Annotated in this window: 17 protein-coding genes; 3 read left to right on the top strand and 14 right to left on the bottom strand. The window is 51.9% G+C overall.

The window, feature by feature from the left end; genetic code table 11:
- Window positions 1-123: 123 nt before the first annotated feature.
- On the top strand, window positions 124-879 hold the full coding sequence (locus DU000_RS01560; RefSeq protein ID WP_114401594.1) for a heparan-alpha-glucosaminide N-acetyltransferase: 756 nt from the start codon (window positions 124-126) through the stop codon (window positions 877-879).
- Here the strand turns inward: DU000_RS01560 and DU000_RS01555 are convergent.
- The 3 genes from DU000_RS01555 to DU000_RS01540 form a co-directional block, all read right to left on the bottom strand.
- Window positions 871-1,851 (bottom strand): cation diffusion facilitator family transporter, encoded by a 981-nt coding sequence (locus tag DU000_RS01555; protein WP_114402057.1) that lies wholly within the window; start codon window positions 1,849-1,851, stop codon window positions 871-873. The genes DU000_RS01560 and DU000_RS01555 overlap by 9 nt on opposite strands.
- 1,093 nt (window positions 1,852-2,944) lie before the next feature.
- Complete coding sequence (locus DU000_RS01545; RefSeq protein WP_114401592.1) at window positions 2,945-3,586, bottom strand: CoA transferase subunit B; 642 nt, start codon at window positions 3,584-3,586, stop codon at window positions 2,945-2,947.
- A gap of 8 nt (window positions 3,587-3,594) precedes the next feature.
- Window positions 3,595-4,293 carry a CoA transferase subunit A gene (locus tag DU000_RS01540; protein WP_114401591.1) on the bottom strand — a complete coding sequence of 233 codons (699 nt, stop codon included), beginning with the start codon at window positions 4,291-4,293 and terminating at the stop codon, window positions 3,595-3,597.
- 98 nt (window positions 4,294-4,391) lie between these two features.
- Between DU000_RS01540 and DU000_RS01535 the strand changes: the two genes are divergently transcribed.
- Window positions 4,392-4,943 carry a helix-turn-helix transcriptional regulator gene (locus tag DU000_RS01535; RefSeq protein WP_114401590.1) on the top strand — a complete coding sequence of 184 codons (552 nt, stop codon included), beginning with the start codon at window positions 4,392-4,394 and terminating at the stop codon, window positions 4,941-4,943.
- 97 nt (window positions 4,944-5,040) lie between these two features.
- Here the strand turns inward: DU000_RS01535 and DU000_RS01530 are convergent, their stop codons facing one another.
- The 10 genes from DU000_RS01530 to DU000_RS01485 all read right to left on the bottom strand — a co-directional run bounded on the left by DU000_RS01530 (window position 5,041) and on the right by DU000_RS01485 (window position 13,139).
- A complete protein-coding gene (locus tag DU000_RS01530) occupies window positions 5,041-5,583 on the bottom strand; it encodes a YcnI family copper-binding membrane protein (RefSeq protein ID WP_114401589.1) in 543 nt (180 codons plus the stop codon).
- A gap of 27 nt (window positions 5,584-5,610) precedes the next feature.
- Window positions 5,611-6,033, bottom strand: a complete 423-nt coding sequence (locus tag DU000_RS01525) for an ExbD/TolR family protein (RefSeq protein WP_114401588.1) — start codon at window positions 6,031-6,033, stop codon at window positions 5,611-5,613.
- 1 nt (window position 6,034) lies between these two features.
- Complete coding sequence (locus DU000_RS01520) at window positions 6,035-6,772, bottom strand: MotA/TolQ/ExbB proton channel family protein (protein ID WP_114401587.1); 738 nt, start codon at window positions 6,770-6,772, stop codon at window positions 6,035-6,037.
- 15 nt (window positions 6,773-6,787) lie between these two features.
- Complete coding sequence (locus tag DU000_RS01515) at window positions 6,788-8,332, bottom strand: PepSY domain-containing protein (protein WP_114401586.1); 1,545 nt, start codon at window positions 8,330-8,332, stop codon at window positions 6,788-6,790.
- The gene (locus DU000_RS01510; protein WP_114401585.1) at window positions 8,332-10,449 is read right to left on the bottom strand and encodes a TonB-dependent receptor family protein; all 2,118 of its coding nucleotides are present in this window, start codon (window positions 10,447-10,449) and stop codon (window positions 8,332-8,334) included. Before DU000_RS01510 ends, DU000_RS01515 begins: the two co-directional genes overlap by 1 nt.
- A gap of 19 nt (window positions 10,450-10,468) precedes the next feature.
- Window positions 10,469-10,993 carry an energy transducer TonB gene (locus DU000_RS01505; RefSeq protein ID WP_147266946.1) on the bottom strand — a complete coding sequence of 175 codons (525 nt, stop codon included), beginning with the start codon at window positions 10,991-10,993 and terminating at the stop codon, window positions 10,469-10,471.
- Complete coding sequence (locus DU000_RS01500; RefSeq protein ID WP_114401583.1) at window positions 10,965-11,180, bottom strand: hypothetical protein; 216 nt, start codon at window positions 11,178-11,180, stop codon at window positions 10,965-10,967. The genes DU000_RS01505 and DU000_RS01500 overlap by 29 nt, the downstream gene beginning before the upstream one ends.
- Before the next feature lie 9 nt (window positions 11,181-11,189).
- Window positions 11,190-11,765 carry a copper chaperone PCu(A)C gene (locus tag DU000_RS01495; RefSeq protein ID WP_240001755.1) on the bottom strand — a complete coding sequence of 192 codons (576 nt, stop codon included), beginning with the start codon at window positions 11,763-11,765 and terminating at the stop codon, window positions 11,190-11,192.
- Between the two features lie 131 nt (window positions 11,766-11,896).
- Entirely contained in the window at window positions 11,897-12,307 is a 411-nt protein-coding gene (locus tag DU000_RS01490) for a DUF2946 family protein (protein WP_158529602.1), read from the bottom strand.
- Between the two features lie 40 nt (window positions 12,308-12,347).
- Complete coding sequence (locus DU000_RS01485; RefSeq protein WP_114401581.1) at window positions 12,348-13,139, bottom strand: SDR family oxidoreductase; 792 nt, start codon at window positions 13,137-13,139, stop codon at window positions 12,348-12,350.
- 215 nt (window positions 13,140-13,354) lie between these two features.
- On the opposite strand from DU000_RS01485, the gene DU000_RS01480 reads away from it, so the two are divergent.
- The gene (locus DU000_RS01480; protein WP_114402055.1) at window positions 13,355-14,977 is read left to right on the top strand and encodes an electron transfer flavoprotein-ubiquinone oxidoreductase; all 1,623 of its coding nucleotides are present in this window, start codon (window positions 13,355-13,357) and stop codon (window positions 14,975-14,977) included.
- 48 nt (window positions 14,978-15,025) lie between these two features.
- Here DU000_RS01480 and DU000_RS01475 read toward each other — a convergent pair whose 3' ends face one another.
- A complete protein-coding gene (locus DU000_RS01475; protein WP_114401580.1) occupies window positions 15,026-15,649 on the bottom strand; it encodes a trimeric intracellular cation channel family protein in 624 nt (207 codons plus the stop codon).
- Between the last annotated feature and the right edge of the window lie 8 nt (window positions 15,650-15,657).

Below are 15,657 nucleotides of genomic sequence, written 5' to 3'. Positions count from 1 at the left end.
CGAATCACGAATACCGAGTCAAGAAAGGAGCGACCGACATGGTTGACAAGGGTCACTTGCTCCTGACCTAAAGTCATGTCATTCTTGTGCAGATAATATTCACAAGGTTTTACCCTCCCCCCAATGAACCAGCATCGCGTTCAGCCGCCTACCACAACATCAACCCGTCAAACGGAGCGCCTACGCTCGATTGATGGCCTCAGAGGCATGGCGATTATTGCCATGATTTTCTACCATGCCTGTTATGATCTTCACTACTTTAGTTGGATTTTCCTTGATCAACGGGGCAGCCCCCTCTGGCAAGGATTTCGCAACCTGATTGTGAGTTGCTTTCTGTTGGTGGTTGGCATTAGCATCGTTTTAAGAAGTCGCACGACACAAGCACGTCGAGACTGGTGGCTACGCTGGTTTCAAATCGCCGGAGCGGCGATACTGGTCAGCTTGGGCAGTGCGCTGCTATTCCCCAAAAGCTTTATTTATTTCGGGGTACTCCATTTTGTTGCATTGACCCTTCTCTTGAGCTTGATCGCTCGCCAGCGCTGGCACCAGCAGCCCAGCATTTGGCTGGTGTTGGTCGGTTTAGCTTGTTGGTTTAGCCCTTATTTCTATCAGCATGAATACTTCAATCCTCCCTATCTCAACTGGATTGGTTTTACAACACGCTTACCACACACAGAAGACTACGTTCCCTTATTCCCCTGGCTGGGTATGGTGTTACTAGGGATGGCTTGGGCCAATTGCCCCCGCTTATTTGCGCCCTTACAGGCAGTCCGTTGGCCTGCACTGTTCTGTTGGCTAGGCCAACGCAGCCTACTGGTCTATTTGCTGCATCAACCATTGTTAATGGGAATATTGGGCTTGCTTGACGGGTTACGTTAAGCGCTCTTCCGCGCTATGCGCAGAAAGTGGTGACCACTCTGGCTGTAGCGTGACATGGCTGATACCAAATTGCCCCTGCAGAGCCTGCCGCGCTTGTGAAAGCACCTCATACCAATCTTCTGGCGTGTGCAACTGCAGATGCGCGATTAAGGCAGGTTGATTGGCCGCCATTAACCAAATATGTAAATCATGGATGCCCGCCACTCCCGGTAACGCTTCTAAGGTGCGGGCGACCTCGACATAAGAAATTTGCTTAGGGACAGCTTCCAACAATATTTCGACTGATTCGCGCAGCACCCGCCATGTTGAGCGCAGCAGCAACAAGCAAATCACAAATGATAGGAGTGGGTCAATTAGGGTCCAGCCTGTTAGATAAATGACCGCCCCCGCTATCAGTGCTGCCAGAGAACCCAGTAAATCCCCCACAACATGCACGAGTGCCGCTCGTCGATTCAAGCTGTTGGCAACGTCATCATGACGATGCCCTGCATGTAATAAACGATAAACCAATAAATTACATAATAGCCCGAGGATGGCGATGCCCATCACCCATTCTGCCGCTACAGGCTCTGGGGTGCGCAATCGCTGAATCGCTTCATAAGAGATCCAAGCGATCAGCACCAGCATCGCCAGGCTATTTAAAAATGCAGCCAGCACTTCGGCGCGCGCCAAACCAAACGACCAATCTTGATTCGCAGGTCGCCGTGCCCACCATTGCGCACACACGGCCAAGCCCAATGCGGCGACGTCCGTCGTCATATGTCCCGCATCAGAAAGCAAGGCCAGCGAACCTGACAACACCCCCCCGAATAACTCGGCAAGCGCAAACGTAGCCGTTAAGATTAGCGCCCAAACCATGCGATGCAATGATTGGGTTTCTGCGTGCAGATGGTGGCTATGAGTCGCATCGCCATGCTGATGTCCATGCCAATCTGCAGGCACTACCGGCCCTTTTGAGATGCTTGCTTGCATCGCTGGCTGCTTAACTGGCCTGTTCGCATGTGACATTACTGCCCTCCCAAAACTGTATCCACTCGTTTGCCAGCAATCCCCTGGATTCGAGCTGGTTCAGTCGATCGATTATCCGGATTATAGAAGTCAAAGAGTCGCTTCTGCTTGACACCTATCGTCTCAGTGTCAAACTCGATGGCACGTCTGACGAATAGCGCGCCACCCCAAGCAATTTCCATGGCGAAAAGGCTGCTACCCTGCTTTTACTGCGCCGTCAAGCAGCTTGACGCTGTCCCTGGGCCCTGTTTGGCTGGGGGGAAAATGCGACATTTGTCGTAAATGCAGCGCATCATCACTGCCGCCTATTTTTTAATCTAAACCTCGAGTACTAATCCGGCTTGGTGGGCTAAGCCACGTTTTCGGCGAATTGAGCTTGTCAAGTAGAGTAAAAAGCGCTGCTGCCCTAGCACTATTGCCCATTAATCAATCAAAAATCTTTGAGAACGCGTTAAATACCGAGAAACAGATTAAACGCCCCCAAAGCATCGGTTAATGAAAAATGAGGGTGACACTTGGCGCTCCATTCCCTCATTTTTTCCAAAATAGCGGGTTTAAAACAAGCTTAGCCCCCTAAATTCAGCAAGTTAGCGCGTTCTGTATGCTCAAACCACCCTAGAAGAGGGGCCTAGCCCCTCTTTTCTTCTTCTGCAAGCAAGTGCGTGTTAGAAGATTGATAAAAATTAATCTCTTGTTAGTTGCATTCTGATTTATTTTTACACAAAAAAATAGCCATCTAGGCCGATGCAACAGTGCGACAAGACAACGCCCATTGTTTCAAAGCGGCATAATCGGGCAAGGCGCAGGGGAACAGCGACGGATAAAAAAATCCCCGACAACCGCTTATGAGTTAAGCAAAGTTAGTCGGGGTTTAATAAGAGTGCTATGGCAACTAAGCCTTCTTAACTATGCCACAAACCACAAAAAATCATAGGCTCTGGCCCGCAATTTTCTGATTATTTTTTTGTGTACAACGCACAAATTCGATTAAAAATAATGCGGACTGATGCGGCAAAGTTGCAACAACGCTTAAAATATAAACATCAAAACAATGCCATCAAGATTTAACTTGACAACCCGTGCTTTTCACGATCTCTTCAAAATCAACACCCGGCGCAAGCTCTACCAGGTGTAAACCATCGGCTTTAACATCAAAGACACCCAAGTCAGTAATGACCCGATCTACGACTGCTTTACCGGTTAACGGCAGAGTGCATTGCGGCAAGATTTTTTGATCTGTCGTGCCATCTTTCTTGGTTGCTACATGCTCCATCAAGACCACCACGCGGCGCACGCCTGCCACCAAGTCCATCGCGCCACCCATGCCTTTTACCATCTTGCCGGGAATCATCCAATTAGCTAGATCACCCTGCTCGCTCACTTGCATCGCGCCCAAAATGGAGAGATCAACGTGACCACCACGAATCATGGCAAACGAATCTGCACTCGAAAAAAAGCTGGCGCCGGGTAATGCGGTAATGGTTTGCTTGCCGGCATTAATCAAGTCGGCATCGACCGTCTCTTCGGTGGGAAAGGGACCAATCCCCAGCATGCCATTTTCTGATTGCAGGACCACGTCCATGCCGGCAGGAATATGGTTTGCCACCAGCGTGGGTAAGCCAATCCCCAAATTCACATAGAAGCCATCTTGCAGTTCTTGTGCCGCGCGTGCGGCCATTTCATCTCTTGTCCAAGCCATGTTTCACCTCACGCTGCACTGAGTGTGCGTTGCTCAATTCGTTTTTCGGGGGTAGCGTTTAACACCACACGCTGTACAAAAATACTCGGGGTATGAATCTGGTCGGGATCCAACTCACCCACCTCAACAATCTCTTCCACTTCAGCAATCGTGATACGACCTGCCATCGCACAGACTGGATTAAAGTTGCGCGCCGTTTTACGGTAGACCAGGTTACCTGCCTTATCCGCTTTCCAGGCTTTTACCAGCGCAATATCCGCAGTGAGAGAACGTTCCATCACATACATCTCGCCATTGAACTCGCGGATTTCTTTACCGTCAGCCACAATCGTGCCATAGCCCGTTTTGGTAAAAAAAGCAGGAATACCGGCGCCACCAGCCCGCAGTTTTTCTGCCAACGTGCCTTGCGGGGTGAATTCCAGTTCTAGCTCTCCTGCTAGATACTGTCGCTCAAACTCTTTGTTTTCGCCCACGTAGGAAGAGATCATTTTTTTAATTTGACGGGTGGTGAGCAATTGGCCTAAACCAAACCCATCCACCCCCGCGTTGTTACTGATCACAGTGAGATTCTTCTTACCGCTGTCGCGCAACGCAGCGATCAAGGCTTCAGGAATACCACATAGACCAAAGCCCCCAACAGCCAGAACTTGACCATCTTGAGCGATATCCGCCAGCGCGGCCTGCGCACTGGAAAAGACTTTATTCATGTCACCTCCTTTTTTGTATGACAGCCAGAGCATAAATCCCTTATATTACGGTATCAATACCGTATAAACACGGGCAGGTACAGGACCCAATGCCACGCATGAATATCGATTTTTTACAAGTTTTTCTGGATGCACCGGTTGGCTTATGCGTGACAGAGCATCGCATCATGTGCGCTTGTAACAAAGCCTTGGCCAGTATGTTTGGTTACAGCGTAGAAAGAATGGCCCAACAATCCCTAGAACTACTCTACCCCAGTGTGGATGAGTTTGAGCGAATTGGACAGCGGATTCTACCGATCCTCAGCCAAACCGGGCACTATGCAGATGACCGAATAATGCGGCGGGCGAATGGTGAGCTATTTTGGTGTCACGTGAGTGGCAATACCCTCAGCCAGCATGATCCCTTTGCAAGAGCCATCTGGGCATTTGAAGACGTGAGTCAGTCTCGTCCGGTCACCGTGGCCCTTAGCCCCCGCGAACGTGAAGTCGGGTCATTATTGGCTACGGGGAAAACCAGCAAAGAGATTGCACGCAGCTTACAACTCAGCCCTCGTACCGTTGAAATGTATCGCTCAAACTTATTGAGCAAATACTGTGTCAGCACGAGCACAGAGCTGATTCAGAAGTTACTCATCCATTCGCGCCAATAAGCCAACAGCGGTCACTCGCTTACCGGTGCGCTCAGCTCGCCGCTGCGAACGAGGAACAAGAACCGAGAATAGCCACGCTTGCAGGCATTCAACCTCCTTAATGTCGGTGAGTTGCCGGATGCTCGCCTTTCGCCGTCGGTTTTGGCAATACCTCCAAAACAGGAGCGGGGGCAGCATAATCACTCCGTTTTTTACCAGCGGCTGGCACCTCGACCCAATCAATCCGGCCTTGCTCGCAAATTTGCGAGACTGACCAATACAGCGGCCCGACTTGTTCAGGCAAACGCACACTCACGACAAACTCATCATAGTAGGCATCTGGCAATGAGCCGCCCGTCCAGCGCACCACACTCACAGTGTCTTCAATTTTTTTGCCGTGGCTGACATAAGGTTGCGGAAGTTTGGTCTTTTCGATTTCAATCTGCCAACCGGCTTTGGGCATGGGCTTCGCGCCCATGACGCCATTGGGAATCGTGACCACAATCTGTTTAATGGCTGAACCGTCACAGCCATGCCCCACTTTAAACGTGGCCTTGTAATAGCTCCCAGCTTCAGCTTGTTTTTGCTCTAGGGTAATGTGAGCGTAGGCAGGCGATGCCAGCAAGCAAACCAAGATCCCTACATACTGTTTTAAAGACATCTGACTCTCCACTGTAAAAATTAAACTCTATTTGGCTTCTGGCAACGTGACGAACGCAATTTTGTTTAGCCCAGCTTTTTGTGCGGCTGCCATCACCTTGGCGACACGCTCATACGGGGTTTGGCGATCTGCACGGAAATGCAGCTCGGGAACAGCGCCCTCGCCCCGCAGGGCCAGCAAGGTCTGATCTAGTTGTGCGTCTGCGCGCACTTCCCCATTAATAAACACTTGGCCCGCGTTATCTAAAGCCAGTTGAATGACTGCAGGCGGCTCTTGCAAACGGGTGCTATCGACATTCGGTAAATCAACCGGCACCGCTTGGTGAAAGAGTGGTGCGGTGATAATAAAAATCACCAGCAAAACTAGCATCACATCAACTAAAGGTGTGGTGTTGATCTCGGCTAGCGGCTGCGTATTGGCGGCAGCCCCCTGAAAAGAGGTAAAGGCCATCTCAATGCCCTGCCTGACTGTTGGCCACTCGGAGCTTGGGGGCACTGGCTTGCGCCGTACGCATCCCTGATACCACGTAGGCATGCAGGCTATGCGCAAAGCCGTCTAAACGGGCTAATATCAAGCGATTGGCACGTGTGCAAGCGTTGTACGCGAGCACCGCAGGAATCGCCACAAATAACCCCGCAGCAGTCATGATGAGCGCTTCACCGACTGGCCCAGCCACTTTATCCAGCACCACTTGGGTTGCCCCCGCCAGGCCAACCAGGGCGTGATAAATCCCCCATACCGTTCCAAACAATCCAACAAATGGCGCGGTTGAGCCAATCGAGGCCAAGAGTGTCAGGCCCCGCTCTATGCGCGCTTGTGCCAGAACAATCGACTGCTGCAAGGTGCGGGCGATGAATTCATTTTTATCAACCCCCGCGCCAATCCCACTGACTTGGGTGGATTGCTGCTCGTACATGTCTGCTGCCACAAATGCATCAACCGCCACTTGAGCAAAAGCCCCACTGCTGTCTTTCGTCCGAATCACGGCCAACGCCTCCGCCCGCGAGGGCGCTGCCCAAAAGACGTGTAGTGTTTGATCGATTGACGCTTGATGCCGGATTTGCCCAATCACTTTTCCGATAATCCAATACCAAGAAAGGGCTGACATCGCCAACAAGAAAAAAGCGACACTGTGCGACACCGCATCTGCTTGCTGCCAAAAATGAGTGAATCCGAATGCTGAGTTCATGACAAGGCCTCTAGATTATTTCGTTAATCGGCGGTAATAGAGCACGCTCCCGACTATCGCAATCACCACATTCATGAAGGCAAATAAAGCGAGCAGGAAATCGCGTAGATCTTTACCGTCATCAGTGAAATGCCATTTGTGCAGATACGCAAATGATTTACCTTCTAAAGCATCTAAATCATTCACCGCCGCCGCAACCGTTGCTGTCGCTGGCTCAATGTAATAGCGTGGATTATCCGGTGCATCGAAAGCCACCTTGACAACGGGTAAGCGTTTATTGATAAAGCCATATTCGCCCGCAAATTTTGTGATCCAGCTTGCCTCTTTAATCTGCTCCGCAGTGAATCCAGAGGCTTTAATCGCCAAGGCTTTAGCAACACCCTGCGCCCCGTCGGCTTGCACCTCACCAGAAAATGCATCGACCACCATGACCTTTGGTACAAAACCACCCGCTTTCTTTTTTAGGTCCGCAGTGTTGGGGTCGGGCTTTCGATGCTCGGCATGTTCATCCTGCTCAGGCGGTTTTGCCATCGCGGCAACCTGCGCACGCGGGCCGCTGGCACCGTGAGGTGACGCCAGCTGAGCCAACCAGACGGTCTTGTCTTCCGATAATTTGACCAAACTCAGGCGGGCCAGGGACTGGCCATTGAGCGCAACAAGCAGTTTTTGCCAGTGAGTATTATCCAACGCGCCGAGGCTAACCGTGCTTTGAATATTGGGTAGTGGGTTGCGATCACGCTGGTAGGTCATCCACAAATGGAATAAAGCGCTCACCATAAACGTGAAGGTTGAAAAAGCAACCAGTATGCCAAAACGACGGTGCCAACGGGCCAAGGGTTTGTTAGCCAGGCGCTGCGCAGCGGTTTTACGCATGCGGAAATAAAAATACACGCCGGAACTGGCAGAAAAAAGTCCCGTTAACAATAACGCGGTCATCACCAGCACTTGTAGCGTCGGGTGTCCTTCAAGGAAACTCCAGTTATGGCCAAAGCGAAACCAGGAAGTTAAAAGATGGCGGGTATCGTCAACCAAGGTCGCTAAACGGGCTTGATCGGTATCGATAAAAGCCCGCAAGCCCGCATCTCCCGCAAATTGTACCCGCCAGACGGGCAGTAAGCGATTCACAGGGTGGTAATCGCCGCCGAAAGCCGTGACCAACTCCGTCGAGATGATTGCCTCACTGTGCCGTCCGGTGTAATGACGGGCCAAGGCTTGTGCATAGCGCTGATCGCCTGCTGCTAACTCGCGCCCATCCACCATCGAAAAATAGCGGGCGGGCTCGTTAGGATTAACCGTGATCCGGTAATACCCCTGCCCTGCGATTTGTGCCACCCCCACTCGGCTGAGTGGTTGCTGGGTGAGATTGGCATGCGCTAACGCGGTGGATAAAGGAACGGCTTGGTTAAGCTGAATCGCTTGAGGCGGCGGAAAAAATACCGCAGGCCGGGGTTGCAGCCGCGACATGATCGGATGGGTTATCCCGGATAAGCCCCAGAGCAGCACGCCCAGGCAGGTTAGCAAGCCGAGACTATGATGTAGTTTGAGCCAGCGCGCTAACATTATTTGGCTCCCAAGGTGTAGCGAATGCCCACCAGAAACGTACGAGGGGCCCCAGGGCTAAAGGTATCTTGCGCATTGGGGTTATAGGCACCGACACCACTGTAGGAACTGGAAGCATCATCAGCATATTTCTTGTTTGTCGCATTAAATAAGCCAGCCCATAGCTCGGCTCCTTGCCATTTGTAGCTGGCGCGCAGGTTCAGCAGCGTATGGCCGTTGTACTTAACGGTGTTGGCTAAATCCATGTAATACGAGCTCAGGTATTGGACTTCACTAGACAGCCGCAAGTTGTTCGTTGGCTTAACCCCCACTTCCCCGTTAACCAGCCATTTGGGGGCTTTTTGCATGTCTTTGCCAGAATAATCGAGGGTTGCGGAGGTCCGATATTCTTGGAATTTATGTTGAGCATAGGTCCCATTTAAGCGCGCATCCCAGACTTTCTCGCGATAGCCGAATCCAAATTCGATCCCTTGATGCAGTGTTTTACCAGCATTGCGGGGCTCCGATAAGCCGGGAGAGATCGTATAAGACACCTGCTCATCTCGCCCAATCAAGCGATAGAGAGCGATTTCACTGTTATATTTTTTATCGGCACTGGTGAAACGCACGCCTAAGTCTAGGTTGTCATAAACAGCAGGTTTCAGATTGGGTACTGCTAGCGAGCCACCGTATTGGGAAGACACTTCAGGGGGGGCAAAACCACGGCTCACGTTGGTATAGAGGTTAACTTGATTAGTTGGATTCCAGGTCGCCCCCAATTTCGGGCTGAACTGATTGTAGCTACGCTCTTCAGAAGCCGCCCCCGTGGTCGCACTGGGCACCAACTTATTTTTGTAATCGTAGGTTATCTTGTCATAGCGCCCACCGGCAACGAGCGTCACAGCCCGTAATGGCGTGTATTCAAGCTGACTGTAGAGCGCTTTGCTACTGACATCCACGGTATAGTCGCGGCGGGTTGTGCCAACGGTATAGCCGGTATAAATCCCTGAAAAAGGATTGCGCGTGATAGCCAGATTTTTTTCGTTCGCTTCCATCGGGGTTTCTTCAAGGCTTGCCCCCACAATCAAGCGCAAACGTGTCTGTAAGAAATCCTGCCGATGCCGCGCATCAAAACCACGGGACTCAAAGCTATTGTCCGTTGTTCGACCCGCTGCCGTCGCTTGATAGGTGCCACCGGGTGGAATCGCGCCTGTCCCAAAGATCAAAAAACTCGGTAACTGGTTCGTGGTGTTATTTCGGTAGTAGGCGGTGAGTGTGGTTAAGCCGCCTTCATTCCAGTTCCCTTCTAAGGCCGTTGACAAGCGCGTGGCTTCGACTTTACGCCAAGTAAAGGTCTGATAGCTGTAACCCGCACGATTGTCGTAGTCAGCGCGATTTAAACTACCGGGCATTTGGGTGAATAAGCGGTTATAGGTCGCAATGGTCTTTAATGTGGTCCGCTCGCCCAGCGCCAGATCATGACGTGCCGTGACCCCGGCACGGTCAGCATTGTTGTAGGTTTGCCAGCCGCCTGTCCGATCTGAGACAAAGCCGGTGATCCGTAAGCCTTGTTTCTCACTGCTACCAGAGACCCCAAAATCATATTTTTGATAACCTTGGTTACTCCGCTGATAGCCGATCATCGCTTCAGGCTTGGGACCCGCCGCTTTCGTCAAAAAATTAACAGCGCCGCCCGCGGCATTACTCCCATAAAGCGAGGAGGCGGGCCCCTTGATCACCTCGATACTCTCGATCCCGTCGAGGTTAATTTCATACATAGCATTGTGGTTGAATAAGCCAACCGGACGAATCGGAATCCCATCTTCGAGGTATTGATAGACGGCGCTGGTCGTAATCGGGTAGCGAATACTGGTCATATGCTGACCATTGCCCAGATCGGTCACATAGACGCCAGGCGTTTGATTAAGCACCTGCCCCACAAAGGTTGGTTTTTTTTCTTCCAATACCGCTTTATTGATCTTATTGATCGCAACCGGCGTTTTCTTGATCGCGGTGCCCTCTTTTGACCCAGAAACCACGACTTCTTCTAACTGGGTCGCTTTATCTTGCGCGTAAACCGATGAGGTTGCGGCAAGAATTGCCAGCAAGACAGGGTTTAAACAAATATGCTTCTGCATAGTACGGTCCTTTAATACGTTAATTGTCTAATCGAAATGAAAGTGGCACCAAAACACTGGCGGCTATCGGCTCATTGCCGCGTTTAGCCGGCACAAAGCGCCAACCGCGCACGGCATTCAAGGCGGCGTTGTCTAATCGAGGGAAATCACTACTTTGCTTAAGCGTGACCTCGGTCGCCACCCCTTCGGCGCTGACTTGCACGAGCAATAGCACCCGGCCTTCTTCTCCCAGGCGCTTAGACATGGGGGGATAGACCGGTGCGGGATTTTTTAGGTAATCTGCGTCAAAACGCGCTGGCGTCACGACCGGTTGCGGGGCGCTTACCACGGCGACCGGGGCGGGTGGTGGTGGCACAGGTGCCGTTACAGGGGGTAACACCACAGGCGCCGGGGGCTGTGGCGCCACCACGAAGTGACTTGGCGCAGCTGAACTGGCTGCGGTCATTACCGGCGGCGGTGCGACCGGCATCGCGGTGTTGACAGGGGCTTTTACCGCTGGCAGCGGTCTCGGCTTCTCAGTCACCGGGGGGGGGAACCACCGCATCGAGCATGCGCATTTCCAGCGGGCGTGGCGGTGCCGTTTCGTGGCTGGGCCGCGGCACACTCAGCACGAACCAGAGGGCAACCGCATGGACCAACACAACGGCCAACCCCTTGCTGGGTAACCCCCACCAAGCGGCAGCAGACGGCTGGGTTGTCTGCCACTCAGTGCTTAAAATCGACACACGCATGACGCTCACTTATTTCGCGTGATGCTGCATGGCAGCCCCTTGTAAGGGCCGCGCCGTTGCTTGCACAGTAATCCGCTGCGGCTTTTTATCAGCGCCCTCGACGATTAAGGTCAGGGGAATCACTTGGCCTTCCTGCACTGCCTGCTTTAAATCCATCAGCATGATGTGATAGCCACCAGGTTTAAGCTCGACTGAGGTTCCTGCCGGTAACGTCAGGCCTTCAGCTAAACGACGCATACGCATGACATTGCCATCCATCGCCATTTCATGTACCTCGACCGTTTTCGTTAAGGAGGATTCGACACCAATGAGACGTAAGGGCTGCGTAGCTTTAAGCGTCATGAATGCGCCCGTCGCTTTTTGTTGATTGACGGTCGCTCTGACCCAAGCATTCTGCACATCCAGCACGGGCGGCGCTGCGTGGGCCACACTCAGCGGTGACAAGCGCCATTGCAACGGCCAGGCCTCTGCAGGCACACGCACGAGAAAGGCATATAACCAAATCAACCAAAGTAACAATGCAGCGGTAATGGCAAGCAGTACACGGCGTAAACGCATGATGTTGGCAACCTGAAAAAGGCTCATGGAACTCTCCTGTAGAAATAGTTGAAAACGCATAGCCAGCGTTTAACTCACGTTATCGTGGCTAAGAAATCAGCAATAGAAAATGGCAAGGCGAACCACGAGGTTCGCTAAGCGATCAAACAGAAATGAAATTAGGCGCGGGGAGGAGCGCGGGCCTGAATAGCGGCCCAGATAAAGAGTGGGCGAGGTGCCCGATAGAATAAAGTAGGCTCAGTCGCACTGAGTGAGGCTTGCACCAAAGCCGGCGGTAATACTGGTAACGTTGCTGCAGGCAAATCAGCCACACAACATTTGCCATGCTGAATGTGGACATCTGCTGATTTGCTGGTGTCTGAGTTAAGATTGATACTGCCGGGTGGATCAAACTGCTTATTGACCTTGATCCATTTACTGCCCTGGGCGGTACACACCTCCAGCCATGACCCATCTTTGGCTTTTTGCATCATGAGGGCATGTGAAACCGACGGCGCCAATGCGGCAAAGGCCATGACCCAAGCGGTAATAGCTGCCAGCAATTTGGAATGCGCACGATTAAGCTTCATAGACGGCATTATACCCAGGGTTTAGCCTAACGATACGGGCTTAACGCAGGCTAAAGCCGTCGTCAACGGTAATGATCGAGCCGTTGATGAAATGGGAATGATCCGATGCCAGTAACAGCAATACCCCATCCAAATCCTCAGGTTTGCCAACGCGGTGGCGTGGCATCATTTCCATTAACTTCGAGCCCGCCTCAGAAGAAAGGTGATCCCGATTGAAGTCGGTTTCAATGTAACCCGGGCTAATGGCGTTAGTGTTAATACCGTATTTACCCCATTCCAAAGCCATGCTTTTCGTCATTTGCAAGACGGCTGCTTTAGACATGGAATAAACCCCAATCTGCGATAAGGCGCGCATTCCAGCAATCGATGAAATATTAATAATACGGGCCTGCGGCAACGGTTCTTGTTTTTTCATGGCGCCGGTCGCCCGCGCCTTCATGCGCTTGGCCACCTCTTGCGCAACAAAGAAAGCACCCTTTGCATTTGTATCGAACACTGTATCAAAGTCTTCTTCTGTCACTTCTGCCAAGCGCTTGGTCACACTAACACCAGAATTGTTGACCAAGATATCAATGCTACCCGCTTCTGTTTCTGCATGGGCTACAGCAGAACGAATACTCGCCAGATCCGTCACATCTAAACTCACCACATGGGCTTCGCCCCCCTGGGCCTCAATTTCCGCACGCAACTCTTTCAAACGCTCAATGCGTCGTGACGCCAAGACGACACTAGCACCGGCCATGGCCAGAACCCGGGCAAAGCGCTCCCCTAAGCCGCCTGAAGCCCCGGTTACAAATGCGGTTTTGCCTTCTAAACTCACTGCTAAGCTCATTGTTGCCCCCTCAAACTAACAAACTTAGCAATCATCGCATGAAGTCAGCCCTTCTACTGTTGGAAAGGCGTCGCGAATTGCAAATATTTCAGTGGCGAGTGGCTGATTTGTCTGTCAGACAAACAAAGTTATTTGGCAAAATAGCAATCTACTTACACAAAGGAGCTGCTATGACTGCTGCTGCAGACAATTTGCCAACGATTGAACGCGAATCCATGGAATACGATGTGGTTATCGTGGGGGGTGGGCCAGCAGGCTTGAGTGCAGCGATTCATCTGAAACAGTGCGCTGCCGCCGCAGGCACAGAGATCAGTGTCTGCGTGTTGGAAAAGGGCGCGGAAATTGGCGCCCATGTTTTGTCTGGTGCAGTCATGGACCCGATTGCGATTCAGGAGCTCTTCCCCGATTGGCAAGCACTCGGTGCGCCACTGCACACACCAGTCACACAAGATAAACTTCTGATTCTTTCTGCCAATAAAGCCTATGCGTCGCCCATCATTCCAGACTGCTTTCAAAATCACGGCAACTACATTATCAGCCTAAGTAATGTGGTGCGCTGGTTAGGCCAGCAAGCAGAAGCCCTTGGTGTGGAAATTTACCCTGGCTTTGCCGCAGCCGAAATTTTATATACCCCGGCGGGTGCGGTGCGCGGTGTTGCAACAGGCAATCAAGGAGTCGGCAAAGATGAGCAGCCCACCCCTCATTTCCAGCCGGGAATGGAACTGCTGGCTAAATACACCCTCTTTGCGGAAGGCGCGCGCGGCCACTTAGGGAAACAATTAATTGCCCGCTACCAGCTTGACGATGGGCGTGACCCACAGTCTTACGCCATCGGCATCAAAGAATTATGGCAAGTGGATCCCGCCCAACATCAACCGGGATTAGTGATTCATACCGCCGGTTGGCCAATGGATAACCAAACCTATGGTGGTGGCTTCCTTTACCACCTGGACAATCACCAAGTTGCCGTTGGCTTGGTCGTTGGGCTGGATTATGCCAATCCCTACCTCAGCCCCTTTGAAGAATTTCAGCGCTACAAAACACACCCCGCCTTACGCGACACCTTTACCAACGGCAAACGACTCGCTTATGGTGCCCGTGCCATCACCGCAGGTGGCTTACTCAGCTTACCGAAAACCATCTTTCCTGGCGGCGCACTGATTGGCTGTGATGCCGGATTTTTGAACGCAGCCCGAATCAAAGGCAGTCATGCCGCAATCAAAACCGGCATGCTAGCTGCGCAAGCTTGTTTTGAGGCGCTGCAGACAGGGCGCGCTTATGATGAGCTGCAAGCCTATCCAGATGCCTTTGAAAAATCTTGGCTGCATGCAGAACTACACAAGGCCCGTAACTTCAAACAGTGGTTCAAGAAAGGGCTTTACGTCGGGATGGCGATGACGGGTATTGAACAATGGCTCCTAAAAGGAAAACATCCCTGGACCATACATCGCCACATCGCCGATCATGCCTGCTTGAAACCAGCCGCAGCGTGCTCTCCGATTAACTACCCCAAACCCGATGGCAAGCTCACCTTTGACCGCCTCTCATCGGTGTTCATCTCGAATACCAACCATGAGGAAAATCAGCCTGCTCACCTGACCTTGCGTGACCCAGCTGTGCCGGTAGCGCTGAATCTGGCCAAGTTCGCTGGCCCAGAGCAACGCTATTGCCCAGCGGGGGTATATGAATATGTGAAGCAGGAAAACGGCGATGATCGCCTGCAGATTAATGCGCAGAACTGTGTTCACTGCAAAACTTGCGATATTAAAGACCCCGGCCAGAATATTGTCTGGGTCACCCCAGAGGGGGGCGGTGGGCCGAATTATTCGGGGATGTAAGCGCTGCGTACACGGTGTAAATTAAATCTGAATAATACAAATTCATCACTAAGGTAACCGCCAGCCATATTTGACCGCCAGTAAGCGAAAGCTGGCGGTGACGACCATACAAGCCAGCAAAGCGGTAGAGGCAGCGACTGCACACCACATTAACACCACATAAATCCCCCCACCCAGAAAGGCACAAGTGGCATACAAGGTGCCACGCCGAAATACCAAGGGGATCTCGTTACAAAATACATCGCGCAAGACGCCACCAAAAATACTGGTGATCACACCCATCATAATCGCCACAAAGGGCGGGTTGCCTAATTGCCAAGCCAGCGCCACACCGCCAGCATTAAACAAAGCCATACCCAGGGCATCGGGCACCACGATCGCCCGTTCACTTCGCATTTTTTGCAGCATGGGGGAATCGCGCCAATGGCGTTCCAGCCCATACGCAACAATGGCCAGTGCAAAAATCATTAAAGGGTAAGCCTGGTGCTGAACCCAAACCAAGGGACGCTGCTCGAGTAGGACATCGCGTATCGTGCCCCCACCGAAAGCGGTAATAAAAGCAATCGTAAACGCCCCAACGGGGTCCATTTCCTTACGCCTCGCCTCAATATAGCCCGACCAGGCAAAGGCCAATACCCCTAACACTTCAACCAATAAAAAGATTTCTTTCATCCTATTCC

Source organism: Parvibium lacunae (assembly GCF_003335215.1).
Classification (GTDB): Bacteria; Pseudomonadota; Gammaproteobacteria; order Burkholderiales; family Burkholderiaceae_D; genus Parvibium; species Parvibium lacunae.
This window is presented reverse-complemented; position numbering and strand designations above follow the sequence as displayed.